Here is a 25,774-nt window from a genome sequence, read left to right as displayed (position 1 = left end):
ATGGTGCACTTTTGAGCCTCGACCTCCCGCTGATCGTCGGCGGACTCGTCGTGGGCTTCGTCGTGGGCCTCACGGGCATGGGGGGCGGCGCCCTGATGACGCCGATGCTCATCTTCGTCTTTCGCGTCGACCCGCTCACCGCCGTCTCCTCCGACGTCGTGGCCAGCCTGTTCATGAAGCCCGCCGGCGCCGTCGTGCACCTGCGCCGGCGCACCGTGAACCTGCAGCTCGTGCTGTGGCTGTGCATCGGTTCGGTGCCCGCCGCGTTCTCCGGTGCCCTGCTCATCCGCTACCTGCCGTTCGGCGACGGGTTCGACGAGGTGCTCAAGCAGATCCTCGGGGTCGCGCTGCTCATCGCCTCGGCGGGGCTGGTCGTGCGGGCGGTGCTCGGCATGCTCCAGCGCCGCACCGCGCTCGGCGAAGGACCCGCCGCGCCCAGCAGCCCGGACGTCGTCGTGCGCAAGGTGCCCACGCTGATCCTCGGCGCCGTCGCCGGGCTCATGGTCGGCCTCACGTCCGTGGGCGCCGGCTCGATCATCATCGTGGTGCTGCTCCTGCTCTACCCGGCCCTCAAGGCCTCCCAGCTGGTGGGTACCGACCTGGTGCAGGCCGTCCCGCTGGTCGCGGCCGCGTCGCTGGGCCACATCCTCTACGGGGACTTCGAGCTCGGACTGACGACGTCGCTGCTGGTCGGCGCCGTCCCGGGCGCCTGGTTCGGCGCCCACGTGTCCAGCCGCGCCCCGGGCGGCATCATCCGCCGTGCCCTCGCGATCCTCCTGCTGGCCTCCGGCCTGAAGCTGCTGGGCGCCTCGCTCGGCGTCGTCGTCGCGGCCGCGGTCGGCGCCCTCGTGGTCGGCAACGTGCTGTGGATCGTGGTCCGGGAGCGCATCAAGCGGCTCCCGCCCAGGCCGACGGCGCCCGGCACCGTCCCGGCTCCCGCACCGAACCCCGAGAAGAAGGACACGACGACGCGATCATGACCGAGCCCACGCCCGTGCCCTCCGACCTGCCCGCCGACCTGCCTTCCGTGACCCGCGTCCTGTCCCCCGACGAGCTGGACCTCCTCGAGCTCGCCCTCGCCGGCGGCCCCTGGGTCCCGCCCGCCGGGCTGCCCGCCGGCCCGGCGACGCTCACGGACGCCGAGAACACGCCGCTCGCCGTCGTCGGCGTCCCCGGCGACGAGGCCCCGCGCGCCGTGCGCCCGTTCGCCCGGGCCGCCGGGCCGCACTGGGACCCCGCCCTGCGTCGCACGGCCCGCGCGGTGCGTGACGACGTGCCCGACGGCGTCGCACCCGTCGCCCTGGTCGTGTCCGAGCCGCCCACGCGCTCGGAGGTGGACGCCCTGCCCGCGCTCGTCGGCGACGCCGGGGCCGTGCTGCTGCTCGTCCCCGCCGCGCGCCGGTCCCCCGCCGCCGGGCAGGTGGGAGCCCCCGGGCTGGTGCGCGTCGCCCGGGACCTCGCCGACCGGCTCGCCGACGGCTCGCGCCACGCGAGCGTCGTCGTCGTGCCCTGGCCCGCCGACGCCCCGGACGCGCTGCGCTGGACGGACGTCGGCACGCGCTACGGCGCCGTGCGGACGGAGGTGCTCGTCGCGCACCGCTCCCCCGCCGCGCGCGACGCCGTCGCGGGGCTCGGCACACTCTGGTCCGACGCGGTCGCCGGGCTCTACCCGGAGGTACCGGCGGCCGAGGTGGTGCGCGCCGCCGGCACGGCCCGGCCGCGGGGTGCGGTGGTCTTCTTCACGGGCCTGTCCGGGTCCGGGAAGTCGACCGTGGCCCGCGCGCTGGCCGCCGAGCTGGACGACGAGGGCCTGCACACCACCCTGCTCGACGGCGACGAGGTGCGCCACCACCTGTCCAAGGGCCTCGGCTTCGACAAGGCCTCCCGCGAGCTCAACGTGGAGCGCATCGGCTACGTCGCGTCGCTCGTCTCCTCGCACGGGGGTGTCGCCGTGGCGGCGCCCATCGCGCCGTTCGCGTCGGGCCGCACCCGGGTGCGCGAGCTCGCCGAGGCCGCCGGCACCTTCCTGCTGGTGCACGTCAGCACGCCGCTGGAGGTGTGCGAGGCCCGCGACCGCAAGGGCCTCTACGCCAGGGCCCGGCGCGGCGAGATCCCCGACTTCACCGGGATCTCCTCGCCGTACGAGGCGCCGACCGACGCCGACCTGGTCATCGACACCGCACGGGTGAGCGTCGAGGACGCCGTGGCGCGGGTCCGCGCGGCGCTGGACGCGGCCGGCGGCGACCGGTCCGGCCCGCCCCGCTGACCGCGGAGGCCCGTCGCCTGGGCCTCAGCCGCGCAGCGCCGCGAGGATCCGGTCGCGCGCCTTGCCGTCCCGGTAGGCGAACGCGCGGTCGATGCGCTCCGCGTACAGGTCGGGCAGGGCCCCGAGGACGTCGGCGACGGCCCGCTGGGCCTCCTCGGGGCTCGTGACGACCGGGCCGAACCCGGACGTCTCGAACCCCGCCGCCCGGGAGCGGGCGCTGTCGGGGGCGCCGAGCACGGCCTCCCGGTCGACCTGGAGATAGACCGTCGGCCGCCCGAGGTAGGCGAGGTCGAGCGCACGGGCGGAGGAGTAGTCGGTGACGAGGACCGCCGCCGAAGCCAGGGCCGCCAGCAGGTCGTCCTGAGGGACGACCTCCACCCCGGGCGGGGGTGAGAAGACCTCGGGGCCGACCCCCGACGGGAGGACCAACCGGACGCGGCGCCCCTCCCGGGTGGCGAGAGCGGCGAGCTCGGCGGACTCGAGGAGCTGGCGCCAGGCGGCGACGAACGGCAGGGCGCGGAACTCGTCGACCGCCCGCCCGGCCGAGGCCGGGTCCGACGGCCGCAACGTGTCCGCCCGCCAGCCGGGCAGGACGACGATGTGCTCGGCCGGCGCCCGCAGCTCCTCGAGCCGGTCGTGCGAGGGCAGCCCCGTCAGCGCGACCTCGCTCGGGAGGTAGGCCTGGTTCCCGTAGGGGCCGCCTGCTCGGACGAGCTCGATCGCCGACGAGACGGTGATGAGGTCGGCCTGCGACGCCCAGGAGTCCCGGTGGAGCAGCCTGCCGACCCCGCCGGCGGGCAGCAGCGCCACGCGCCACTCGCGCGGGATCCCCTGCCCCGGCAGCGGGGTGTGGGCGCGCCGTGACATGCGGGACGTGACCAGGAGGTCCGCCCGGCGCAGGAGAGCCGCGTGCTCGGGCGAGCCGGCGGTCACGCACCCGACGTCCGCCCGGCGCAGCCGCGACTCGGCCTCCGACCCCGCCTCGGTCACGAACCGCACCTCGACGTCGGACACCTGCTCCCGCACGTACTCGTAGAGCAGCTCGCTCTGCGACGGCGAGGCGTCGGCGTCGTCGCCCGTGACGAACACCCAGGTCTCGCCGCGCGTGGCCGCCGGCCCGGCAGGCACGCCGGCCTGCGGCGGCACCGCGGTCCGCACGGATCCCGTCACGGCCCGTGCGAGGCGCCGCCACCGCGCGGCGGCGGGCCTGGGGGCCGAGCCCGGCGCGGGGGTCGGGGCCGGCGACGCGGCCGTGGTCGTGGTCGTGGTCGGACCGGCCTTCGGCGCCGCGGGCTTGACGTCGATGGGCGGCCGCCTCCCGGCACGCTCGTCGACGGCGCCGGCCTTCAGGATCGTGCCGTCGAGATCGAGCGTGAAGCGCGGGTCGGTCGAGGCCAGGCCGACCTCGTCCCCCCGCTCCATCCGCACGAGCAGCACCAGCTGGTACAGCCAGGTCTTCCCGAGGAACTCGATCCCGCGGCTCCTGGTCTCGAGGACCTCGGCGTCGCCGACGACGACCTGCAGCTCCGGAAAGTCGCTGGCGCTGCCGTAGACGGCCGCGCGCCACGCGCCCCTCTCGGGGTGCCAGCGCAGCCGCTCCACGGGCGAGGACGTGACCTCCTCGACGGCGGCGAGCCACGCGAGCCGCATCTCCAGCGGCACGGCGAAGATGTCGAAGCCCTGGATGTTGGCCGCGCCGATCTGCCGCAGGTTCTCGGTCAGACGCTCACGGATGAGGGCCAGCTGCTCCTCGGAGGCGAGGTCGACGGGGGTGTTCACGCGTCGGTTCCGCCGGAACAGCATGAACACGAAGTACAGCAGCAGGTTCGCCAGCCACGGCGGGCACTCGTCGCCGGCACGGTCGAGCATGCCGCGGTGCGAGATCCCGAACAGCGACGCGTAGCGGGACATGTTGCCGCTGTGCTTGGACACGATCGAGGACGCGTCGGCACGGCGGAGGTAGAAGTACTCCGCCCCCGGGACCAGCACGTACCGCGCGCCGTTGCACAGCAGGAAGTGCCCGATCATGTCGGTGTCGGAGGACTGCAGGATCTGCTCGTCGAAACGGAGGCCGTGGCGAACGATCACGTCGTGGCGGAAGAACGCGACCCCACCGAGCGTGTGGATCTTGCGCGGCTCCCGGTGCAGGTCGACGACCGAGCTGGGGGCGCCGACGTACCGGGCGTCCAGCGTGTGCCCGATCGTGGAACCGTCGGGCGAGGTGAGGATCGCCCGGCCCACGTACATCGTCTCGTCCGGGAACCGCTCCCGTGCCTGCTCGATCTCGAGCAGGTACCGGGGGTCCAGCCGGTCGTCGGGGTCCGGGTGCGAGACCCAGGTGCCGCGGGCCCAGGCGAGGCCCGTGTTCCGCGCCGAGGCCACGCCCCCGTTCTCCTTCGTGACGACCCGGACCGCGTAGTCGGTGGTGGGCATCCACGCCCGCACCACCTCCTCCGAGTCCTCGGGGCAGCCGTCGATGACGAAGATCAGCTCGTAGCCCGCGTGCGCCGCGACCTGCTCCTCGAGCGACCGGAGGAACGCGGGAAGGTACGGGCCGACGCGGTAGCAGGCGATGACGAGGCTCGTGTGGGGTGCCAGGCCGTCCCACTCGCCGTCGGGGCGATTGATGTCCGTCCTGTCGATGTCTGTCCTGTCGATGTCAGTCATCGCGGCCCTTCCGCTCCTTCAGGCCTTCGATCTCCAGCCCGACCTCGTAGATCCGCCTCGAGTTCTCGTGGTCGAAGTAGGAGAAGAACGTCTCGACCCGCTGCTCGAACTCCGGCTCCGGCGCGCAGCCCCGCTCCAGGTAGCGCTCCAGCAGGTCGAGCAGGTCCGACTCCTCCTTCGCGACCTCGCCGAACGCGTCGGTCGCGTAGTCGAACGACGCGGCGGGGTAGTGGGGCGGGATCGAGTCGGGCTGGTAGTACAGCACCGGCTTGTGCATCTGCGCGAAGTCGAACTGGACCCCGGAGTAGTCGGTGATCATGAGGTCCGACCCGGTGAGGAGCTGCTCGTAGCTGACGTCCTCCGTGGCGGCACGCACCTCGACGAGCTCGCTCTGCGAGACGAAGTCCGTCAGCTGCGTCCCGGTGTTGGGGTGGAGGAGGAAGAGGAAGCGGTAGCCGTGCTTCTCCAGGGCCGCGTGCAGCCTCGGGCTGTTGATGAGCGAGTGGAAGACCTGGAAGTAGTCGGTCTTCCGGAAGGCGCGGTGGCTGAGGGTCTGCTCGACGCCCCGTTGCGGGCTGTGCAGGTACGTCCGCCAGGTCGGCGCGAGGAGGATCGTCCGCTCCGCCCGGGAACGGAGCCCGTCGTAGCGCGCGAACCCCGTGACCTCGACCTGGTCGGCCTCGTAGCCGTAGTTCGGCTGGAGCAGGTTCCGGCGCTCGAGCTCGGAGACCACCAGGACCCGCTCGAAGTTCGAGTACCCGATGTTCAGCAGGTTGTCGAGCTTGTCCACGACGAGCCCGTGATTGATGTAGACGACGCGCGCGTCGAACAGGTCGCGGAAGTACGTCTGGTCGAGCTGGAACCCGAAGGTGTTGCTCGTCCCGATGCGCGTGGCGAAGACGATCGACGCGTGGAGGTAGTGCAGCCGCTGCCGGTCCGTCCCGAAGGCGAGGTACTCCACGCCGTCGGCGTCGAGCTGCGCCGCGAGGGCCGTGCCCGGCTGGGCCACGTAGTGCGTCTCGGCCCCGTCGCGCTGTGCCTGCGCGTAGCGGTACGCGTACTCGCCGTTGTCGCCGCCCTTGACGATGCGGTCCGCGTACATCCAGATCCTGCGGCCGCGGTAGGCGGGCAGGGTCGTGAAGTACTCGCCGCGGAGCCGTGCGGCCTCGATCCGCACCGGGTCGCCGGACTCCCGCAGCGACCGCTGCAGGTTCTGCTCGGCCGCGTCCCGGGCCGACTCCGAGTAGGGCGCGATGTCGATCCCGCGGCGACCCACCGTCAGGATCCCGAGTCCGGGCACGGCCCAGTACGCCGCGGGCTCGCCGCTGAGCTTGGCGGTCGCCCGCGTGAAGCGCAGGCGCAGCGGGGTGTACCACGCGTCCGACGACGCGTACCGGAACTCCAGCCGCTCCGTGGCCTCGGCGAACGGGACCGACGCCGTGAAGGTGAAGGCGCGGTGGAGCGCGACCCCGTGCAGCGAGGTGTCGGCGTAGCGCTGCCGGTCGACGAGCGGGATCGAGCGCCCGCCCACGTGCACCTCCAGCCGGTGCCCCGGGTGGTTGAAGGCCAGCGGGATCCGGCCCCTGACCGTCAGGACGCCGTCGCGGGCGGCCATCGAGTCGATCGAGACGGTCACGTCGTCCGGACGCTCCAGCTCCAGCCCTCGGAACTCCGCGAACGGGCCCTGCACGTCGTGGCCCAGGGCCGGCTCGAAGGCCGCCCCGTGCTTGAGCCGCAGCAGGTGCATGCGCACGATCGGGGACGGGATCCGGGTGGGGCGTCGGGGGGACCAGATCAGCTCGTCGGCCGTGTGCCGCAGCGCACGCGAGAGGACGCGCTCGTAGGCGGCGAGGTCCTCCTCGGCGAAGATGCGCTTCGGCGTGCCGCCGGTGTTGTGCCGGACCCGCCCGGCGAGCAGGTGCACGAACAGGCGCTGGAGGTAGGTGTGGCTCGCGCCGAGAGCGTCCGTCGCCTCGAGGAGGTCCGCCCAGTCCCGCGCGAAGTCGAGGTACCAGTCCCGGGTCAGCACCTCGGCGGACTGCTCGGCGCCGTCGTCGAGCACGCCGTGGGAGCGCACCTCGCCGAGCACGCCGAACCCGCCGCTGATCGACAGCGCGGCGGCGAAGGCGAGGCCGCGCGTGCGCGCGGCCGGGTGCTTCCGGACGGCGGCCCAGAGGATGTCCGCGCGGACGAGCACCGGGCTGGAGCCCACCCACAGCGGGGCGTGCTCGGTGAGGGGCACCCGTCCGCCGAGGTCGACCTTCGCGTGGAGCGTGTGGCCCGCGGTCGCGTCGGTGAAGACGTGCAGGTCCTCGGCCGCCTCGGCGTCCAGGCGGTCGAACGAGTCCGCCTCGAACTCCACCCCGGCGTCGACGAGGCACAGCCTGTCGCCCGGAGCCAGGCCGGCGAAGACCCCTGCCTCCACGAGCGCGTCGAAGGAGCGGTCCTGCACCGTGCGGAGATCCGCGTCCCGCTCGACCTGCGCGACGGAGAGCCGGGTCCGCAGGTGCGCCAGCGTCCCGTCCTCGCCGACGACGACGTAGCGGATCTTGGTCGTATGGCGCGGTCCCTGGTTCGTCGTGGGGCCGGCCGTCCCCGTCGTGGGGCCCTCGACGCGCGCGTCGGTCGCCCCCGCGCCCGGGAGACGCCGGGCGAGGTCGGGATCGGCGGCCAGGGCCGTGACCACCTCCCCCGCACCGAACTCGGAGTACCGCAGCACCGGGACCTGCTGCACCGTCTCGAGCCCGTCCGGCAGCAGCGGCACCACGTCGTGCTCGCGCGCGAGCCACAACCAGGACTCGGCGGCATAGAGCCGCTGGCCGAACATGTCGGGCACGAGGACGTCGACGCTGTCCAGGAACTCCGCACGGTCGAGCTGGTCGCTCGGCACCACCGTGATCCCCGCGGCGTCGGCCCGCTCCGCGGTCAGCCGCCGTCCCTCGTCGTAGAACACGACCTGGGAGGCGCCGGAGCCGACGAACACGGACCGCAGGACGTCGAGGTTCCAGTCCGCGAGGTCGACGTGCCTGGGCAGGACCACACCGATCCTCGGGTGGTCCCCAAGGGCGCTCCGCGCGGCCGCTCGTCCCTGGACGAGCGCGACGTCGACCCCCTTGCCCTGGAGGTACCGGAACAGCTCGGGCGACGAGACCATCCAGCTGACGCGCGCGCCGAAGACGGTCCGGACCTGCTCCTCGCACCAGGCGACCGGCGGGAGCAGGGACTCGTCCGCGCGCCGCACGGTCTCGTCGAGCACGACGTGCACCCGGTCGACGACGATCCCGACCTCGGGCTCGGCGGGGAGCGCGAGGAGGTACTCCGGGTTGTCGACGATCAGGGTGTCGACGTGGGTCGTGTCGCGCCAGCTCATCCACCGGAGCTCGCCCTGCTCGACCGCGTCGGTGATCCGGCGTCGCGACTGGACGGTGCGGAGGCTGCGGCTGGACCGGGGACGGAACCCGCTCAGCAGGCCGACGGGGCCGTCCGTCCCGGGCAGGAGGGCCCGGATCCGGCGCAGGCCGTCCCGCGAGCCTTCGAGGGCGGAGCTCCAGTCGGCCAGCACCGCGTGCGACAGGCGCTGCGGCGGCTGCTCTCCCCGGACCCCCGGCGGCGCCCAGCAGATCGACGGACGCGAGTCGTCGAGCTTCCAGTGCTCGGAGCCCGCGGCCTTGATGCGGCTGTGGGCGGCGCCGAACTGCTTGCTGTAGGCGAACCGCGCCCCCGCCATCCAGTTCGGCCGGAAGTCGGAGCGCGAGAGCGAGCCGGCCTTGAGCTGGACCAGACAGAGCGGCTCGCGCACGTTCACCACGGAGGACTTCCCGAAGGCCCGCTTCAGGCGCTCGGAGAACTCGCTGTCCCCGGCCTTCCGCACGTCGTCGAACCGGCCGAGCCGGTCGAGCACGGCCTCCCGGCGGAACAGGAGCGACGACTCGTTGGCCCGCTCCGGCAGATAGCCGAGATAGGTGACGCCGCCCGTGCCCAGCACCCGCTGGCTCTTCGACGCGGACGCCATCTTGCGCGGGTCCGCGAGCAGCGGGAGGAGCTGCCGCTCGATGCGCTGCGTGTGCGAGACGTCGTCCGCGTCCTGGAAGGTCACGTACTCGCCCCGCGCCTCCCGGAGCCCCGAGTTCCGCGCCTGGTAGGTACCGCCGTTGTGCTCGCGCGCGACGACCCGCACCCGGGGGTCCGTCGCGGCGGCGGCGTCCAGGTGCTCCCGACCGTCCGTGGAGCAGTCGTCGACCACCAGGATCTCGAGGTTCGACCACGACTGGCGGACCAGCGAGTCGATCGTGTGGCGGAAGCCGCGGTCCGGGTTGTAGGTCGGCACGACGACCGACACCAGGGGCTGCTCGTCGCGCGGCACGCTGCACGGCGCGGCCTCGGGGGCCTCGATGCTCGCGAAGACCTCGCCGGCTCCGCCCAGGTCGTCGACGGCGAGCACGAACGGGGCGAGACCGCGGTCCGTGAACGGCTTGTTGAACTGGGCCCACCAGCGCTCGAGCCGGTCGCCGTCGACCGGGGCCGGACCAGCGCCCGTGCGGTCCGCCAGACCGGGCGGCCGCAGCAGGTCGGTACGGCCCGCCCACGCGATCCTCTCCTCGGCGGTGGGGAGCGAGGCCAGCTCCTCGAACAGCGCCTCGGCACGAGTGATCACCGCGACCTGGGTGGCGAGCCGCAGCGCCGCCGACGCGTCGGGCTCCCACAGCTGCGAACGGTCGAGCGCCGTGAGCAGGACCTTCGTGGCGGCCTGGAGGTGAGCCTCCTCGGGCTCGAGCACGCAGGCGAGCAGCGCCGCGCAGAGCACCCGGGGGACGTCCCAGCGCAGCATCTGCTCCCGGGAGACCCCGGACTCGATGGCCTGGCGCAGCGCCTCCCAGCGATGGGTGGCGCCGGTGGCGTCCAGCGCGAGGAGGTCCAGGTAGGCGGCGGAGCGCATCCGGCTGCCGACGGCGAGCGCACGCCACGGCGACTGCCGGTTCCGCACGAGGAACTCCTCGGGCGTGAGCTCCTGGAACGCCGGTGCGGGAACGTCGGGGTGCGCGTGCGCGAACGACTGAGGCGCTGCGGGGAGGGACATGTCGGTGCCGCGTCCTAGAGGTCGGCCGAGCCGGACGCCCGGAGGCCGGACGAGTCCCGCTCAGACTGCGTGAGCTCGAACGCGATCCGTGCCGCCAGCCGCTCGGGGAGGTGCTGCTCGATCCGCTCGAGACGCTCGTTCACCAGGGCGAGCTCGCGCTCCGTCGCCCGGGCCGTCGAGCGCGACGCCTCGGACTCCTTCCGTGCGCCGTTCTGCCCGAGCCGGTAGACGGCCGAGAGCACCTTGCGCAGGAACAGCAGGACGATCGCCGTGCAGACCCCGATCGTGACCAGCACGGCGACGAGGCCCACCCGTACCGGGGCGAGCAGGCACACGAGCACGGCGACGACCATGCACACCGCCATCAGAGCGACAGCGGCGATCTGGCGAGGCGAAAAAGACATAGTGGAAGACACCTAGCATGCGGTGGACGGTTGACGGACGCTGGCGCGCCATCCCTGTCGAACGGCTCTGACCCTGATCGGCCGACACCGACCGCGGCAGGGGCCGCTCGCGGGCCCATGGTAACCGGTGGGTCCGCCGGCCTCAGCGACCGGGCGACCTCCCCGAGATCACGGCCCGGCCTGCTTCTTGGCACGCTGCTTGGTGCGGGCGCGCGGACCGACCCCGCCGGCGCGTGCGGACGAACGGGCCAGGCGGTGCGCGCGGACGAACTTGCGGTACTCGGCGAGCACGTCCTCCGTGCCGCCGTCCATGACGAGCTCCCCCTGGTGCACCCAGAGGACGCGGGTACACATCGCCTCGATCGTGCTGATCGAGTGGCTGACGAGGAAGATCGTGCCCGCGTTCTTGCGCACCTCGTCGATGCGGGCCTTGGAGCGGGCCTTGAACGCCGCGTCACCGGTGGCCAGCGCCTCGTCGATCATGAGGATGTCCGGCGTCGCGGCCGAGGAGATCGCGAACCGCAGCCGGGCGCCCATGCCGGAGGAGTACGTCTTCATGGGCATGTAGACGAAGTCGCCGATGTCCGCGAACTCCACGACCTCGTCGAAGCGCTCCTCGACCTGCTTGGGGGTGAGGCCGAGAGCCAGGCCGCCGATCCAGATGTTCCGCTCGCCCGTGAGCTGCGGCATCAGCGCGGCGTTGACGCCGAGCAGTGCCGGCTCCCCCGCCACGTACACGCCGCCGGACCGCGGCGGGATGAGGCCGGTGATGGCGCGCAGCAACGTGCTCTTGCCGGAGCCGTTGATGCCGACGATGCCGATGGACTCCCCGTGCCGGGCGACGAAGGAGATGCCGCGCACGGCGTGCACCTCGCTCACCGCGCCCACGTGCTGCGACGTCGAGCTCACCAGGCGGCGCAGGAGGGAACGCTTCGGCGCCTTGGCCTCGCGCACGTTGTCGGCGCCCTTGGCGGCGACCTGCTTCGCCTTGCCGCCGAAGACGCGGTAGACGATGTGCAGGTCGTCGACGACGAGCACCGGGTCGCCGACGGTCGCGACGGGCTTCGGGCCCTCGAGATCCTCGGGCTCGAAGTCCTCGTCGAGGTCGACGTCGAGATGAAGGTCGGACTCAGTCACGGCCGTACCGCTCCTCTCCGCGCCAGAAAACGATGAACCCGACCACGAAGGTCACGATCGCCCAGCCGGCCGCCCACAACCACATCCACGGGTCCTGCGGCATGGACGGCTCCTGCGTGAGGATCGAGCGGGCCACGTAGAGGAACACGCCGATCGGCTGGTACTCGAGGATCGGTCCGACGATGGCCGCCGCCTGGGCGGGCAGGTCCTTGACGTAGTGCATCACCGGGAAGATCACGCCGGAGGCGTACATCACGAGGCGCAGCACGAAGCCGATGATGTTGTCCAGGTCGGGAGTGATCGCCACGGCGCGGGCCACGATGAAGGCGATGCCCGTGTTGAAGATCCACATCAGCGCCACGATGGCCGGCAGCAGGAGCCAGCTCCACGTGACGTGCACCGTCGGGTACGCCGGGAGCAGCCCGCTGAGCAGCACGATCGCGCACATGACCACCAGGGCCGGCACGAGGGTGGTGAGCAGCGAGACCACCTGGGCGATGGGCAGCACGGCGCGCGGGAAGTGCAGCGACCGGATGAGGTTGGTCTTCTGCGCGATCGACCGCGACCCGGCGTGCACCGACTGCTCGAAGAACCGGTACAGGAACGTCCCGATGGTGATGAACGCGATGGTGTTCTCCACACCGCGGTTCGCCCCGAGCAGGATGCCGAAGATCAGCACATAGACGGTCGCGTTGAGGATCGGGTTGAGGACGGCCCACAGCTGGCCCAGATAGTTGTTCTGGTTCTTGGAGTAGGCCGTCGCGGTGCCGAGGACGCGGATGAACGCCCAGCGGGAGGCGACGTCGCGGATGTACTTGCCGAGCGGCGGGCGCACGCCCATCTGCTGCAGCCCGAACTGCTCCGCGATCGCCCGTCGCTCCTGCGACGTCGTGGCCGGCACGAGCGGCTCCGGCGGGCGGAGCGGGTCACGACCGGGCTCCGGCTTCCCGCGGTCACCCGAGGTGGCGTCCGTGGTGGTGTCGGTGGTCACGTAACTTGCATACCCGTCTTTCGAGGTACGGCCAGCGGCTGCCGGGCCCTGTCGATAGTACAGCGGCGAGGTGTGCGCTCCTCTCGCCGACGCCCCCTGGGGAAGGCCCCAGGACGCCGTGGAATACTCGTCGCGCCACGGGACCCCGCCACCAGGAAGGCACGGATGTCGCACGTCACCCCACCGCAGCAGCCCACGATCACGGACCGCGTGCGCAAGCTTGCCGCACAGATCTTGCTGAGCGCGGGTTCGCGCGTCAAGCGGGTCGTGACCAGCACGATCGCCGGTGAGGAGCCCGAGCACTCCCCCGAGCTGGACGGCCTGCCCCGGTTCCCCGTGGTGGCGTACTTCGCGGACACCCCGAACCAGGCGTACCAGCTGCAGCAGTGGCTGCCCGTGCTCGAACGCGTCGCCGCGGAGCACCCGGTGGCGATCGTCACCCGCCACTGGGAGCTCACCGAGCAGCTCCGCGAGACCACCGACCTGCCCGTCCTCTTCGTCCGGCGCCTGGACGGTCTGCGCCGGCTCTACGAGCAGATCGACGTGAAGACGGTCGTCTACGTCAACAACGGCTGGCGCAACTTCCAGTCGCTCATCTACCAGCGGGCCCTGCACGTGCACGTCAACCACGGCGAGTCCGACAAGGTCTCGATGGTCTCCAACCAGGCCAAGGCCTACGACCACGTGGTCGTCGCCGGCCAGGCCGCGGTCGAGCGCCACCGGCGCGCCCTCATCAACTTCGACCTCGACAAGCTGGTCGTGTGCGGTCGCCCGCAGCTCGACCTCGACGTGGCCTCGGCGCTCGCGCCGGCCGAGGGCCGCCGGACCGTGCTCTACGCCCCCACCTGGTCCGGCGAGGACGAGGCCAACAACTACACGTCCCTCGACCTGTACGGCACCGCCGTCGTGCGCGCGCTCCTGGACCGCCCGGACGTCCGGCTCGTCTACAAGCCGCACCCCCGCGTGCTCACCGCGGAGGACCCGGCGGTCGCCGCGGCCCACGCCGAGATCGTGCGGCTCGTCACCGCCGCGCGGGAGGCGGGCGCGCCGCACGAGCTGCCGCTGGAGGCCGACATCCTCGGCCTGTTCGAGGACACCGACCTGCTCGTCACCGACATCTCGTCGGTCGGCCTCGACTTCCTCTACCTGCGTCCGGGCGTCCCGATCGTCCTCACCGACCGCCGCACCGACCGGGCCCGGATCGTCGCCGAGGCCCCCGTCGCGAGCGCCGTCGACATCGTGGACGGCGACACGGTGGGCGACGTCGGCACGCTCCTGGCCGCCAACCTCGCCCAGGATCCCCACCACGACGCCCGCGAGCGCGTGCGCGACCACTACTTCGGGTTCGCGCGCGGCGACAGCAGCCGCCGGTTCCTGGAGTTCGTCGCGGACTGCGTCGCACGCCGCGACGCCATGGTCGACCAGGCCGGCTGAGCCCGTCGGACCCCCGACGGGGGGACGACGGAGGGGCGACGACCTGCCGGTCGTCGCCCCTGCACAGAACCGGGCCCGTCGAGCCAGGCCCGTCGAGCCAGGCCCGTCGAGCCAGGCCCGTCGAGCCAGGTGCTCAGAGCTCCTGGTTCGCCCGCTCCAGGTCCTCGGCGAAGTCCACCTCGACCGCGTACAGGTCGGAGATGTCCACCGGCAGCACCTTCACGCCGTCGTGCGCGATGGCGAGCTCGAGGCCGCCCTCGAAGTACTCCTGGTCGTCCACCTCGTCGAGGCGCTGCAGCAGCTTCGCCTTGTCCTGGGCGGCGACGTAGTTGATCCCCACGGCCTCGCCGAGCGCACCGTCGCCGACCTTCTTCGACAGCTCGTTGATGTAGCCGTCGTCGTCGACCGTGTACTTGACCTCCTCGTCACCGACGGAGGACGTGTTGACGCACACGAACGACCGGCCCTCGTCGATGAGGGGCTGCACGCGGCGCAGCACGTCCGGGTGGAAGACGACGTCGCCGTTCAGCCAGAGCACGCCGCGGTCCCCGGTGACCCGCAGGGCGCGCAGGAGGCTCTTCGACGTGTTCGTCTGGTCGTACACCTCGTTGTACGTGAAGGCGACGTTCGGCGCGGCCTCGAGGATCATCTCGAGCTTGAAGCCGACGACGATCAGCACCTCGGCCTCGCGGCCGTAGACGGAGCGGAGGTTGCCGAGCTGCTGGGCGAGGATCGTGCGACCGTCCCGCAGCTCCGTCAGCGGCTTGGGGTGCGGCCGGCCCAGGCGGGTCCCCATGCCCGCCGCCAGGATCACTGTCTGGATGCTCATCGCGTTCCTCTCTCGTTACCTGTCGGTGCGGCGCTCGGCGCGCCGTGGGCCTCGACCCGGGCGACCTCGCGGTCGCGGATCTGCATGAGGCGCTCGCACGCGGCGACGAACCGCCGCGTGGAGGCGCCGGGAGTCGTGTCGCCGAGGTAGTGCTCGCGCAGCGCGTGGCGCCGGTCGCGCGTCGGGTCCTCGGTGAGCTCGCGGTCCACGGTGGCCAGCACGTCGCCGAGGGCGGCGACAGGCAGCGACGGCGCGAGCTCCAGCAGCGGGCTCGCCGCGATGATCACGTCGCCGACCGGCCGGGTCACGACGATCGGCTCGCCGGTGGCGAGCCAGTCCATCGCCACGCCGGACACGTCGCAGACCAGGAGGTCGGCCGCCGCGAACGCCGGGGCGACGTCCCCGTGGGTGTCGGTGCCGTGGGCGGGGCCCTCGGCGGGGGCGGGCGCGCCGGCCAGGTACGCCCTGATCGCCTTGTCGGCCTCGCCGTACGCCGCGACCCGGACCCCGGTGAGCGGGTGCGGGCGGTAGAGCACCCGGTACCGGCCCGACTCCACGAGGGCGCGCACGATCGCGAGCCCGTGCGTGGCCACCGTGCCGTACTCCGCGGACGGCTGGCCGCCCTCCCACGTGGGGGCGTACAGGACCGTGGGCAGGGGCCCGCGCGGAGTCCTCGCGCGCAGGCGCAGCTGGTCGTCGAGCTGCGGGCGGCCCACCGGCACGCACCGCTCGTGCGCGTCGTACAGGGTGCTGAACCGCGCCATGCGCTCGACCGCGGCCTGCCCGGCGACGAACGAGAAGTCGTACGCCTTGGTCTGGTTCGACACCGTGACGAGCTTGTCGCTGTCGCCGTGCATCAGCGACGCGTGCACGAGCTGCCCGAAGCGCAGGCAGGTGAAGTTCTGCGGGTTGTGGTTGACGTAGAGCGCGAGCTTCGTCGGCGAGCGGCCGAGGACGTCGTCGAGCGTCGTGTAGTGCGCCACGGTGCGTACGTCGAGCCCGCTGTCGCGGCGGATCGCGCGCGCCGTGCGGGAGTCCTGGGTCACGACGACCACGGGGTGCTCGGCGTGCAGCGCGCGGAACGTCTCGTACCACTGCTCGATCTGGTAGAGCGCGTCGGGCGTGTCGGCGAAGTACACGAGCACCTCGTACGGCCACGACGTGCCGAGGAGCTCCTGGTCCTCGCCCAGCCCGTCCGGCATGCCGCCGGGCAGCAGCCCCAGCCGCCGGATGGCCTTGCCCCCCAGGGACCGGATCCGTCGGCGCCACGTGGCGCCGCGGGGTGTGGCGGTCAAGGCCCCTCCTCAGGGTGTAGGTGTGCGGTCCGGTGTGGTCGGCGACCGGCGCGTCGCAGCATACCGGCCACCTTCCGCGCGGCCCGGGACAGCGCGGAGCGCCGGTACCGCGGCGGGCCGGCAGGCCGGCCTGCGGTCCGCGGAGACACCGGCCGACGACGGGCGACGTCCTCGAAGACCTCCGCCCAGCGTCCGACGACCGCGACGTCGGAGTACCGCTGCGCGGTCGCGACCGCGGCCTCGCGCATGCGGCGCACGACGTCGTCGTCGAGCGACACGAACCGCACGATCGCCGCGGCGAGCGCGTCGACGTCGCCGTCCGGGACGAGGAAGCCGTCGACGCCGTCGGTGATGATGTCGGCGGGGCCGTAGCGGACGTCGAACGCGATCGGCACGCAGCCGCGCGCCATCGCCTCGGCGAACACCAGCGGCAGCCCTTCCGCCCTGCTGGTGAGGAGCAGGAACGAGGCGTCGGCGAGGCGGTCCGCCGCGCCCGTGACGTACCCGTGCAGCGTCACGCCGGGAACCTTCGCCGCGCGGGGCTCGAGACGCTCCCGCTCCGGTCCCTCGCCGTAGACGTCGAGGGTGAGCGGCAGGCCGCTGCCGGCCTTCGCGCGGCGCAGCCCCGCGATGGCGTGGCCGACGCGCTTGCGGCGGCTGAGGCTGGCGAGCATCACCCCGCGGTAGCGGTCGGCGTGCGCGGGCAGCGCGCCGTCGGGCAGGTCGGTGCTGTTCGGCACCACGTACGTGTTGTCCCGTGCGCCCACCCGGTCGTGGACGTCGCGCCGCTGCCCCTCGGTGAGGAACACCACCGCGTCGTAGTCCCCCACGTGCTCGATCATCGGGGCACGCGTCCCGGCGAGCGGCCCGTGCGCGTCAGTGGCCGCAGCGGTCAGGTGCGCCCCGTGCACCAGGTGCAGCGTGTAGATCCCCTTGATCTCGAGGTTGGCGAAGAACTTGGTCAGCGCCTTCGAGTCGACGACGACGTACGTCGGACGCTCGGGCAGGACGGTGCCGACCCAGTGCCGGTACAGGGCCCACACGGTGGACCACCGGTGCCCCGGGCGCCCGTCGCCGGTGTAGAACCTGACCTCGCGACCGGTCGGGGTGCTCTCGTCCACCGCCGCGACGGAGCCGTCCGGCCGGAAGTGCAGGTGCCGCGTGGTCTCCCCGCTCCTCTCCAGCCGCGCCCGCTCCCCCGGCGCTCCGCGCGGGAGGTCGGGGCGCGCGGCGGCGCCGGCGCGCGCCCCGACCTCCTCGTCCGACATCGCGCGGACGTCGGCCCACAGGTTGTGGAGCGTCACGCCCGGCACGAGCTGGCCATGCTCCTCGAGGCGGGCACGAGCCGCGTCGAGGTCGAGCGCCGGGTCGAAGGTGAGCACCCGCACCGGCGCCCCGCCCTGCTCCACGAACGCCCGGGAGCGCCGGAGCAGGGCCGACGTCATCCCTCCGAAGTCCGCGGGGATCGACCAGGTCGCGGCGGCATGCCCGCCGTCGGGCAGGCGGGTCGTCGTCGGTCCGTGGCTGTGGGGCACCGGCCCATCGTAGGGTCTGAGGTTCGCTCGGTCCTTCTTCCGCGGCGCCCCTCCGGACACGGGGCCGCCCGCGGTGGACGGACGAGACGAGGCCGCTGTAATCCGAGTCGTCCGATGTAGTATCGGCCGGCCCGTCGTCCCGGAACCGGAAGATCTGATGCCCTCTCGCCCGCTGCACCCTGCCACCCTGCTGCGCGGCGCCCGCCGCGCTCTGCGCGCCGCGCTCGGACGGCCGGAACCCTCCGCCCGGGAAGTCTTCGCCCGGACGCACCCGGTGGTGCACGAGGTCCGCGGCCTCCTGCACGCCAAGGACCTCAAGGGCGCGCAGTCGCGCGTCGACGAGGCCCTGGCCGCGCCGTCCCCCGGCCCCGACGCGCTCGTCGCGGGCGGCCTGGTGGCGCACCGCCGCCACCTGCACGAGCGGGCGCTCGACCTCTTCGACCGCGCGGGCGACGCACTGGCCGTGGCGCCCGTGCCCTACGTCGAGTCGCTCTTCCGCGTCGACCCGCAGCGCGGGCTCGCCCTCGTGCGCACCTGGCTCGACGGCGCCGGCGCGGCCCCGGGCGCGCGGACCTGGCACGCGGCGCTGCGCTACGTCTTCGCGCACGGCGACGACGCCCTGCGGCACGCGGTGCACGACCGGTTCGTCGCGGCGTACCGCGGGAACGAGGAGCAGTGGCCCGGCGGCGCCGCCGAGGTCGCGTGGCTCGAGCGCTGGCGCGGGGCCGACCGGCACACCACCGCACCGGCTCCCGGCACCCGCGTGCCCTTCGCGGTGATGGACTACGTGCAGCCGGGCAAGGGGAAGTCGTCGCAGAACATCGGCGACCACGTGCAGACGCTGTCGTCCCTCGGGCACGTCGTGCGCCGCCAGAACCTGCGCTTCCACGGCCGGGACGACCTCGTCGGCCTCGCCCAGGACATGCAGGAGCGGGTGCGCCCGGAGCTGCGGCTCGACGGCGAGGCGACCGACGTCGAGCTCTACCGGGTGGACCGCGACGGGTCGTCGTTCCAGTCGTTCCCGGAGGGCACCTGGCTGCTCGAGTTCGGCTGGCACTCCCACGACCTGGCGGGCACCGGCGTCTGGGACTTCCCGATGCACGAGAACCTGCGGCCGATCTTCGTCTCCTTCCACTGCAACAAGCGCGGGCTGCTGACCCCCGAGGTGCTCGACTACCTGCGCGCCCACGGCCCGGTCGGCTGCCGCGACTGGACCACGGTCGACCTGCTGCTGTCGCTCGACGTGCCGGCCTTCTTCTCCGGCTGCCTCACGACCACCGTCAGCACGGTCTTCCCCGAGCTCGACCAGCGCCCGGCGCCCGCCACCGTGTACGTCGACGCCGTGCGCGAGCCCGTGCCGGACGGGCACGACAACATCAAGCAGAGCTACCGCGAGGTGAAGGACCGCACGTTCGTGGAGAACATGCGCGAGGCGGTGCGGCTGCTCGAGTGGTACCGCACGTCGTTCACGCACGTGGTGACGAAGCGGCTGCACTGCTACCTGCCCACGACGTCGTTGGGCCTGGACGTCGACTTCCAGCCCGCGAACTTCGCCGACGTGCGCTTCAACGGTCTGCACCCGCTGGACCACGACGGCTTCGAGGCCATCCGCACCGGCATGATCGCGCGGCTCGAGCCCGTCCTCACGGCGGTCTTCGAGGGCCGCGACGCCGAGCACGTCTACGCCCTGTGGCGGGAGACCGTCGCACCCGAGGTCGAGGCGGCCCGGGCCCGGCACGCCGCGGCGACACCGCTGCCGGCGCTCCCCGCCGCTCCGGCGACGGCGGCCGCCCCCGCCGCGGTCACGGCCCCTGCCGTGGACGGCGCCGTCGACGTCGTCCTCCTGCCCCGGCGCCCCCAGATCCCCCACGTCGCGGAGGCCGTGCGGGCGCTCGACTCGTCCGCGTCCGTGCCGCTGCGCGTCTGGCTCGTGGGGCCGGGCGTCGCCACGCTCAGCCTGCCGGAGCTCTCCGAGCGCACCTCCGTGCACCGGGTGCCCACCACGGCCCTGGACGTCGGCTCGCTCGGCCTGGACTCGTCGCAGCGGGCGCACCACGTGCTGCTGCCGCACCTGCTCCCCGGCGTGGACCGCGCGGTGGTGCTGCCCGTCGACGCCGTCGTGCTGGACGACGTCGCGGAGCTCGCGGCGGTCGACCTGGGCTCCACGGCCGTCGCGGCCCGGCACACGTCGCACGCCGACCCGAGCGGCTTCGGCCTGCTGTACCGGGCGGCCCGCCGCCTGGACGACGCACCGGCGACGGCGTACGACTTCTACCGCCGCATCCACGCCCGGCACGTCTTCGACTTCAACGCGTTCGACGCCGACGTGCTGGTGCTCGACCTCGCGCGGCTGCGGGCCGACGGGTACGCGGCGGAGTCGCTCGTCGCGATGCGGGAGTTCCGGATCGACGCGCGCGAGGCCCTGCACCTGTACGTCGGGCCGCACCGCACCGAGCTCGACGCGGCCTGGGACCACGTGCCGACGCGGGACCTGCCGGACGCCCCGGCACGGCTCGTGCACTGGGCCGACCCGACCAAGCCGTGGGACGACGCCTACGTCGCGCGTCAGGAGCTGTGGCACGAGCGGGTGACAGGGTCCGTGCACCCTGCCGCTCGGTAACCGCGCCGCACCACCTCTCGTCCGAGCTCTCCTCCCGGGATGGTCGCCCAGGTCACCGGACCAGGTATCGTCGCCGCCCATGTTCTCCCTGCCGACCACGTCCGTACCGTCCGCCGGGAGCTCCGCCCCAGCACGGGTGGGGTCCCGTCCGCGCCTCCGCGGACTGGACGGGCTGCGATTCCTGGCCGCGCTCCTCGTGCTCGGCTACCACTACACGGGGATCGGCATGCCGCACTGGGGCGCGGCACCGTCCGACGTCTTCCCCGGGCTCAACCAGGTCACCCGCTACGGGTTCCTCGGCGTCCAGCTGTTCTTCATGATCAGCGGGTTCGTCATCCTCATGACGGCGTACGGCCGCCCGGTCAGCGCCTTCGCCGCGTCGCGCGTCGCCCGGCTGTTCCCGGCCTACTGGGCCGCCGTCGTCCTGACGGTGATGCTGCATCTCGTGTGGCACGACGGGCGGGACGCCTCGGCGGTGGACTCGCTGCTCAACCTCACGATGATCCAGAACGCCTGGGACGCCACCGACGTGCAGGGCCCGTTCTGGACCCTCTGGTTCGAGATGCTCTTCTACCTGATCGTGGGGGCGTTCATCCTCGTGGGGATCACCCGCCGCCGGGTCATCGCCCTCGCGGTCCTGTGGCCGCTCGTCGCGCAGCTCGCCAGGGCGAACGACGCCGACCTGCTGAGCGCGGTGCTGATCCCCTCCTACGCGCCCTACTTCGCCGTCGGCATGCTGCTCTTCCTCGTCTACCGCGACGGCGGCGACCTCGCGGTGTGGCTGGCCGTCGCCCTGACGAGCGTGCTGTGCGTGCGCCAGGCGTACCTCTATGCCGGCCGGGCCTCCGAGCTGGTGGGCGCGCCCGTCTCCGCGGTCGTCTGCGCTGCCGCGGTGGTCGCGATGGTGGCGCTCCTCTGGGCGCTCAGCGCAGGGCCGCTGCGGCACCTCGACTGGCGGGTGCTGTCGACGCTCGGCGCCCTCACCTACCCGCTGTACCTGGTGCACGGCCAGTTCGGGTTCGCGGTGATCGACGTGCTGCACGACGACGCGCCCCGCTGGGTGGTGCTGGGGCTCGCCACCGCGCTCTCCCTGGCCCTCGCGGTCGTGCTGCACCACCTCGTGGAGAACCGCGTGCACGACCGCCTGCGCCAGGGCGTCCGGTCCGGGCTCGAGAGAGGCCTCGACACCGCCGGGCGCTGACTCAGCCGGCGCGCACCAGGTGGAGGCGCGCGTGCATCTCGCGCACCAGGCCGTACCTCGCGCCGTCGCGCGCGAGGAACTCGTCGACCGCCCTGCGGCAGCCCGACCAGGCGAAGTAGTCGTCGACGACGACCCGGCCCGAGGGGACGAGGCGCGGCACCACGCGCTCCAGGCAGGTGCGGGTCGACGCGTACCAGTCGCCGTCCAGGTGCGCGACGGCGACCGGGTCGTCGCCCGTCAGGGTGTCCTCGAACAACCCCCGGACGAGCGTCACGCCGGAGCTGTCGACCGGCAGACCGTGCCGGGCGAACGAGTCCCGCACCTCGCCGTACAGGTCGTCGCGGTAGCCGTAGTAGGTCTCCCCGCCACGACCCTTCGCACGCCCCTCGACGATCGTGGCGTACCGGGCGTGGACGTCCGCACCGTCCTCCTGCGTGGGCGGCGGGATGAGGCCGAAGACGTCGTGGACGAAGAGCCGGCGCCCGGGCGCCTTGGCCGCCGCCATCACGACGGCCGAGCCACCGCGGGCCGTGCCGCACTCCATCAGCACGCCGGGCAGGGCCCGCGCCTCGGCGTCGAGCACGGCGTGCGCGAGGTCGTGCAGCGGGCGGGCGCCGAGCAGCGTCAGGTGCTCGGCGCGCACCGCGCGCGCGACGGCGCCGACCTGCTCGGGCAGGTCGTCGAGCAGGCCCGCCTCCAGCTCGCGGACCCGGCGGCGCAGCCGGCGCACCTCGGCGCTGCGCGCGTCCAGCTCCGCGCGGAGCGCGGCGGCGTCCTCGTCACGGCCCGCCCGGTCCGACGCGGACCGCCCGCGCAGCGCGGCCACGAACCGGTCTCGCACGCTCCGTCCGGACATGTACCCATCGAACCTCAGGAACTGCCGGGCAGCCACGGGTGCGCCCCCGGACGAGCACCGAGCGTTCATCCCCCGGCCACGCCGACGTCCCCTGCTCGTCGCCCGACGCGGTGACAGTGGAGAGGTGACCGCGTTCGTCGAGTCCCCGCTCCAGCTGCTGTGCGCCGTCGAGGCGCACGCCGCCGGGCACGCCGGTCCCCGCACCCGGGTGCTGGCGCGCGCCGACGTCCCCGCTCTCACCGCCGGGGTGGACGCCGTGCGCGCCCTCGGCCTGCCCGGCGACCTCGACGTGGACCTGGCACCCGTGCCGCGGCACCTGCCGCACGACGTCGTGGTGGTCGGGGACCCCTTCTCCGGAGCCTTCCAGTCCGCGCTGGTCCGGACGCTGCGGCCGCCGACGCGGATCGTCGTGGTGGACGACGGGCTCGCCACCCTCGACCTCGCCCACCGCCTGACGTCCGGCAGCTCGCTGGTGCGGATCGGCGCCCCGCCCGGGTCGCTGCGCTTCGGGCTCGGCGCGCTGGCGGCGCTCCGGATGCGACGCGTGGCCGAGGCGGGCGGGCTGAGCCTGTGCACCGCCCTCCCGCTCGACCCGGACCTGCGCGCCTGGCTCCGCCTGCTGGGCATCGACGTGCTCGAGCACGGGTTCGAGTGGCTGCAGGGCAGGCCCCCGGCCGAGGCGCCTGCGGAGCAGACGGTGCTAGTCGGGTCGGCGCTGGCGGCCGACGGCCTGCTGCACCCCGACCGGTACCTGGCGTGGGTGCGCGGCGTCGCCGCCGACGGACCGGTGCGCTACGTGCCGCACCGCCGCCACGACCCCCGTGTCACGGCGCTCCTCGAGCAGGTTCCGGGGATCGAGGTGGACGCACCCGGCGCGCCGGTGGAGATCCGGCTGCGCGGGCTGCGGCCCGGCCAGCGCGTGGTCACGCTGCCGTCGGCCGCCGCCCTCACGCTCTCGCGGCTGCTCGTGCCGCGCGGCGTCACCGTCACCCCGCACGCCGTCCCCGAGGCCTGGTGGACCGACCGCGCGACGCCGGGGCAGCGTCACCGCCTCCGTGCCGCGCACGAGCTCGCGGTGCACGCCGCGGCCGCCCCCGTCGCCGGCCCGCCCCCGCGCGTCGTCCTGCCCGCCGCCTCGTGACCCGCGGGGCCCACGTCGGTCCGCGCCCGGCGTCTCCCGAGGCCCCCGTGCGCGAGCCGGCTTGCCCTCGGCATCGGGTTCGTGGTTAGCCTTTCCGGCCCTCCGCCCCCGATCTCCACGGTGACCCCTGCGCATGACGACGCTCGTCCGCGACCATCCGTCCGGCCCGCCCGCCGCGGCGGACGGCGACACCCGCCGCCCGCCGCGACGCTTCCGCCCGGAGATCCAGGCGCTGCGGGCGCTGGCCGTGGGGCTGGTCGTCCTCTACCACTTCTGGCCCGGCCGCCTGCCGGGCGGCTACGTGGGCGTCGACGTCTTCTTCGTCATCTCCGGCTTCCTCATCACGGGCCACCTGCTGCGGGAGGCGGAGTCGACGGGCCGGATCCGGCTGGCGCGGTTCTGGGCGCGCCGGGCACGCCGCCTGCTGCCCGCCGCGTACCTCGTCCTCGCGGCGACCCTCGTCGCGACGGTGCTGTTCGCCCCGCAGTCGCTGTGGCAGCAGTGGTTCCGCGAGACCCTCGGCGCCACCCTGTACGTCGAGAACTGGGTGCTCGCCGGCGACGCCGTCGACTACCTCGCCTCGGACGGCGACCCGTCGCCGGTCCAGCACTACTGGTCGCTGTCGACCGAGGAGCAGTTCTACCTCGTTTGGCCCCTGCTCGTGGTGCTCGGCACCGTCGTCGCCGCCCGGCGGGGGGCGACCGTGCGCCGCACGACATCGCTGCTGCTCGTCGCCGCGACCGTCGCGTCGTTCGCGTACTCGCTGTGGCTGACGTCGGCGAACCCGGCGCCCGCCTACTTCGCCACGACCACCCGCGCCTGGCAGTTCGGCGCCGGCGCGCTGCTCGCCCTCTGGCTCTCGCGGCCGGCACGGCGCCCGACGGGCGACGGTGCCCGCACCGTGCTCAGCTGGGCCGGCCTGGCCGTCCTCGTCTCGTGCGCCCTCGCCTTCGACGACTCCACGCCGTTCCCCGGCACGGCGGCGCTCGTGCCGGTGCTGGGCACCGTCGCCGTCATCGCCGCCGGCGCACCGTCCGGGCGGCTCGCCCCGACATCCCTGTTCGCCTGGCGGCCCGTGCAGCAGACCGGCGAGATCTCCTACGCGCTGTACCTGTGGCACTGGCCCGCGATCGTCCTGGCCCCCTTCGTGCTGGGGCACGAGGCCGGCCTGCTCGAACGGGTCGTCCTGCTCGCCGGCGTCGTGCTGCTGGCGGCGGCGACCAAGCGCTGGGTGGAGGACCCGGCGCGCTTCACGGAACGCTGGAGCCTGCACGTCCCCCGACGTGCCCTCGGCGTCACCGCCGCCGGGACCGCCGCGCTCGCCCTCGTCGCCGGGGGCGGGCTCGCCCTGGCACAGCACCACGCGCAGGAGCAGGAGGCGATCGCCGACCGGATCGTCGCGGACCCGCCGTCCTGCTTCGGCGCCGAGGAGATGGACACCGAGCAGCCCTGCGACAACCCCGCCCTCGACGACGTCGTCGTCCCCGCGCCCGTCGCGGTCGCGGACGACGTCGCCGGGCCCCGGGACTGCTTCGTCGACGTCGACGGGACCGCGCTGGCGGACTGCTCCTTCGGCCCGGTCGACGACCCCGACGTGCCGCACGTCGTGCTCGTGGGCGACTCGCACGCCCGCGCCCTGCTCCCCGCGTTCCGGCAGCTCGCCGCCGAGGGGCGGCTCAGCGTCACCGCTCACCTGAAGAACTCGTGCGCCTGGACGACCGGGCCGGTCGACGCCGACGGGAAGCGCGCCCGCACCTGCGAGGAGTGGCGGGACAGGCTCGAGCCGTGGCTGGAGCGGAACGCCGGGTCCACGGACGCCGTCGTCACCACGGGGTACCTCGACTTCCTCTCGGGCAGCCCGGACCGGCAGGCGTCCGACCTCGCCGCCGCGTGGCGGCCCGTCGCCGAGCGGGGGGTCCCCGTCGTCGCGCTCTCGGACAACCCGCAGCACGACGAGGAGCCGTCGCAGTGCCTCGACGGCGGCCTGGCCGCCGACCCCACCCGGTGCGACCTGCCCGAGGACCGGGCGTTCCCCGACCCGCAGGTGTACGAGGAGGCCGCCGACGAGGTGCCCGGCGCCTCGTTCGTCGACCTCACGTCGCTCTACTGCGACGACGGCACCTGCCCCGCCGTCATCGGCGGCGTCAACGTGTACCGGGACACGCACCACCTCACCGCCACGTACGCGCGCACCATGACGCCCTACCTCGAGCGCGAGCTGCGCGACGTCGGCCTCCCGGTCTGACCGGCCTCCTCCCCCAGCGCCGAACAGGCGGTTGACACCGTGATGGACGCTCCTCGGCGCCCATCACGGTGTCAAC

General features: G+C 73.6%; 16 protein-coding genes. 7 read left to right on the top strand and 9 right to left on the bottom strand.

Going from position 1 to position 25,774, the window contains the following annotated elements; genetic code table 11:
* The first annotated feature begins 11 nt into the window (after nucleotides 1-11).
* Both ACFQ8Y_RS16390 and cysC read left to right on the top strand, forming a co-directional pair.
* A complete protein-coding gene (locus tag ACFQ8Y_RS16390) occupies nucleotides 12-980 on the top strand; it encodes a sulfite exporter TauE/SafE family protein (protein WP_430586159.1) in 969 nt (322 codons plus the stop codon).
* Nucleotides 977-2,266 carry an adenylyl-sulfate kinase gene (cysC, locus tag ACFQ8Y_RS16385; RefSeq protein WP_430586158.1) on the top strand — a complete coding sequence of 430 codons (1,290 nt, stop codon included), beginning with the start codon at nucleotides 977-979 and terminating at the stop codon, nucleotides 2,264-2,266. Before ACFQ8Y_RS16390 ends, cysC begins: the two co-directional genes overlap by 4 nt.
* Before the next feature lie 24 nt (nucleotides 2,267-2,290).
* Here cysC and ACFQ8Y_RS16380 read toward each other — a convergent pair whose 3' ends face one another.
* The 5 genes from ACFQ8Y_RS16380 to ACFQ8Y_RS16360 all read right to left on the bottom strand — a co-directional run bounded on the left by ACFQ8Y_RS16380 (nucleotide 2,291) and on the right by ACFQ8Y_RS16360 (nucleotide 12,542).
* Nucleotides 2,291-4,933 (bottom strand): glycosyltransferase, encoded by a 2,643-nt coding sequence (locus tag ACFQ8Y_RS16380; protein WP_430586157.1) that lies wholly within the window; start codon nucleotides 4,931-4,933, stop codon nucleotides 2,291-2,293.
* Nucleotides 4,926-10,010 (bottom strand): CDP-glycerol glycerophosphotransferase family protein, encoded by a 5,085-nt coding sequence (locus ACFQ8Y_RS16375; protein WP_430586156.1) that lies wholly within the window; start codon nucleotides 10,008-10,010, stop codon nucleotides 4,926-4,928. The genes ACFQ8Y_RS16380 and ACFQ8Y_RS16375 overlap by 8 nt, the downstream gene beginning before the upstream one ends.
* Before the next feature lie 14 nt (nucleotides 10,011-10,024).
* The gene (locus ACFQ8Y_RS16370) at nucleotides 10,025-10,363 is read right to left on the bottom strand and encodes a hypothetical protein (RefSeq protein ID WP_430564056.1); all 339 of its coding nucleotides are present in this window, start codon (nucleotides 10,361-10,363) and stop codon (nucleotides 10,025-10,027) included.
* Nucleotides 10,364-10,582: 219 nt separating this feature from the next.
* Nucleotides 10,583-11,551: an ABC transporter ATP-binding protein gene (locus tag ACFQ8Y_RS16365; protein ID WP_430548949.1), complete on the bottom strand. Its 969-nt coding sequence runs from the start codon at nucleotides 11,549-11,551 to the stop codon at nucleotides 10,583-10,585.
* The gene (locus ACFQ8Y_RS16360; protein WP_430548948.1) at nucleotides 11,544-12,542 is read right to left on the bottom strand and encodes an ABC transporter permease; all 999 of its coding nucleotides are present in this window, start codon (nucleotides 12,540-12,542) and stop codon (nucleotides 11,544-11,546) included. The genes ACFQ8Y_RS16365 and ACFQ8Y_RS16360 overlap by 8 nt, the downstream gene beginning before the upstream one ends.
* 165 nt (nucleotides 12,543-12,707) lie before the next feature.
* On the opposite strand from ACFQ8Y_RS16360, the gene ACFQ8Y_RS16355 reads away from it, so the two are divergent.
* A complete protein-coding gene (locus tag ACFQ8Y_RS16355) occupies nucleotides 12,708-13,976 on the top strand; it encodes a CDP-glycerol glycerophosphotransferase family protein (protein WP_430564055.1) in 1,269 nt (422 codons plus the stop codon).
* 133 nt (nucleotides 13,977-14,109) lie between these two features.
* On the opposite strand, the gene ACFQ8Y_RS16350 is transcribed toward ACFQ8Y_RS16355, so the two are convergent.
* The 3 genes from ACFQ8Y_RS16350 to ACFQ8Y_RS16340 are packed head-to-tail and all read right to left on the bottom strand — an operon-like array spanning nucleotide 14,110 to nucleotide 17,635.
* Nucleotides 14,110-14,805 (bottom strand): NTP transferase domain-containing protein, encoded by a 696-nt coding sequence (locus ACFQ8Y_RS16350; protein WP_430548946.1) that lies wholly within the window; start codon nucleotides 14,803-14,805, stop codon nucleotides 14,110-14,112.
* On the bottom strand, nucleotides 14,802-16,100 hold the full coding sequence (locus ACFQ8Y_RS16345; RefSeq protein WP_430564054.1) for a CDP-glycerol glycerophosphotransferase family protein: 1,299 nt from the start codon (nucleotides 16,098-16,100) through the stop codon (nucleotides 14,802-14,804). The genes ACFQ8Y_RS16350 and ACFQ8Y_RS16345 overlap by 4 nt, the downstream gene beginning before the upstream one ends.
* A complete protein-coding gene (locus ACFQ8Y_RS16340) occupies nucleotides 16,097-17,635 on the bottom strand; it encodes a glycosyltransferase (RefSeq protein WP_430564053.1) in 1,539 nt (512 codons plus the stop codon). The genes ACFQ8Y_RS16345 and ACFQ8Y_RS16340 overlap by 4 nt, the downstream gene beginning before the upstream one ends.
* Before the next feature lie 157 nt (nucleotides 17,636-17,792).
* Here ACFQ8Y_RS16340 and ACFQ8Y_RS16335 point away from each other — a divergent pair, with 157 nt between their 5' ends.
* Nucleotides 17,793-20,255, top strand: coding sequence for a hypothetical protein (locus ACFQ8Y_RS16335; protein ID WP_430586155.1), 2,463 nt, complete (start codon nucleotides 17,793-17,795; stop codon nucleotides 20,253-20,255).
* 79 nt (nucleotides 20,256-20,334) lie between these two features.
* On the top strand, nucleotides 20,335-21,456 hold the full coding sequence (locus ACFQ8Y_RS16330) for an acyltransferase family protein (protein ID WP_430586154.1): 1,122 nt from the start codon (nucleotides 20,335-20,337) through the stop codon (nucleotides 21,454-21,456).
* A gap of 1 nt (nucleotide 21,457) precedes the next feature.
* Here the strand turns inward: ACFQ8Y_RS16330 and ACFQ8Y_RS16325 are convergent, their stop codons facing one another.
* Nucleotides 21,458-22,312, bottom strand: coding sequence for a TylF/MycF/NovP-related O-methyltransferase (locus ACFQ8Y_RS16325; RefSeq protein ID WP_430548941.1), 855 nt, complete (start codon nucleotides 22,310-22,312; stop codon nucleotides 21,458-21,460).
* A 124-nt stretch (nucleotides 22,313-22,436) separates the two neighbouring features.
* On the opposite strand from ACFQ8Y_RS16325, the gene ACFQ8Y_RS16320 reads away from it, so the two are divergent.
* Nucleotides 22,437-23,453 carry a hypothetical protein gene (locus ACFQ8Y_RS16320; RefSeq protein ID WP_430586153.1) on the top strand — a complete coding sequence of 339 codons (1,017 nt, stop codon included), beginning with the start codon at nucleotides 22,437-22,439 and terminating at the stop codon, nucleotides 23,451-23,453.
* Between the two features lie 133 nt (nucleotides 23,454-23,586).
* Entirely contained in the window at nucleotides 23,587-25,698 is a 2,112-nt protein-coding gene (locus ACFQ8Y_RS16315) for an acyltransferase family protein (RefSeq protein WP_430586152.1), read from the top strand.
* Nucleotides 25,699-25,774 lie beyond the last annotated feature (76 nt).

The organism is Isoptericola sp. NPDC056605 (assembly GCF_042792795.1).
Lineage (GTDB): Bacteria > Actinomycetota > Actinomycetes > Actinomycetales > Cellulomonadaceae > Isoptericola.
The sequence above is the reverse complement of the archived record's forward strand: the minus strand, read 5'-3'. Positions and strand labels throughout refer to the sequence as shown.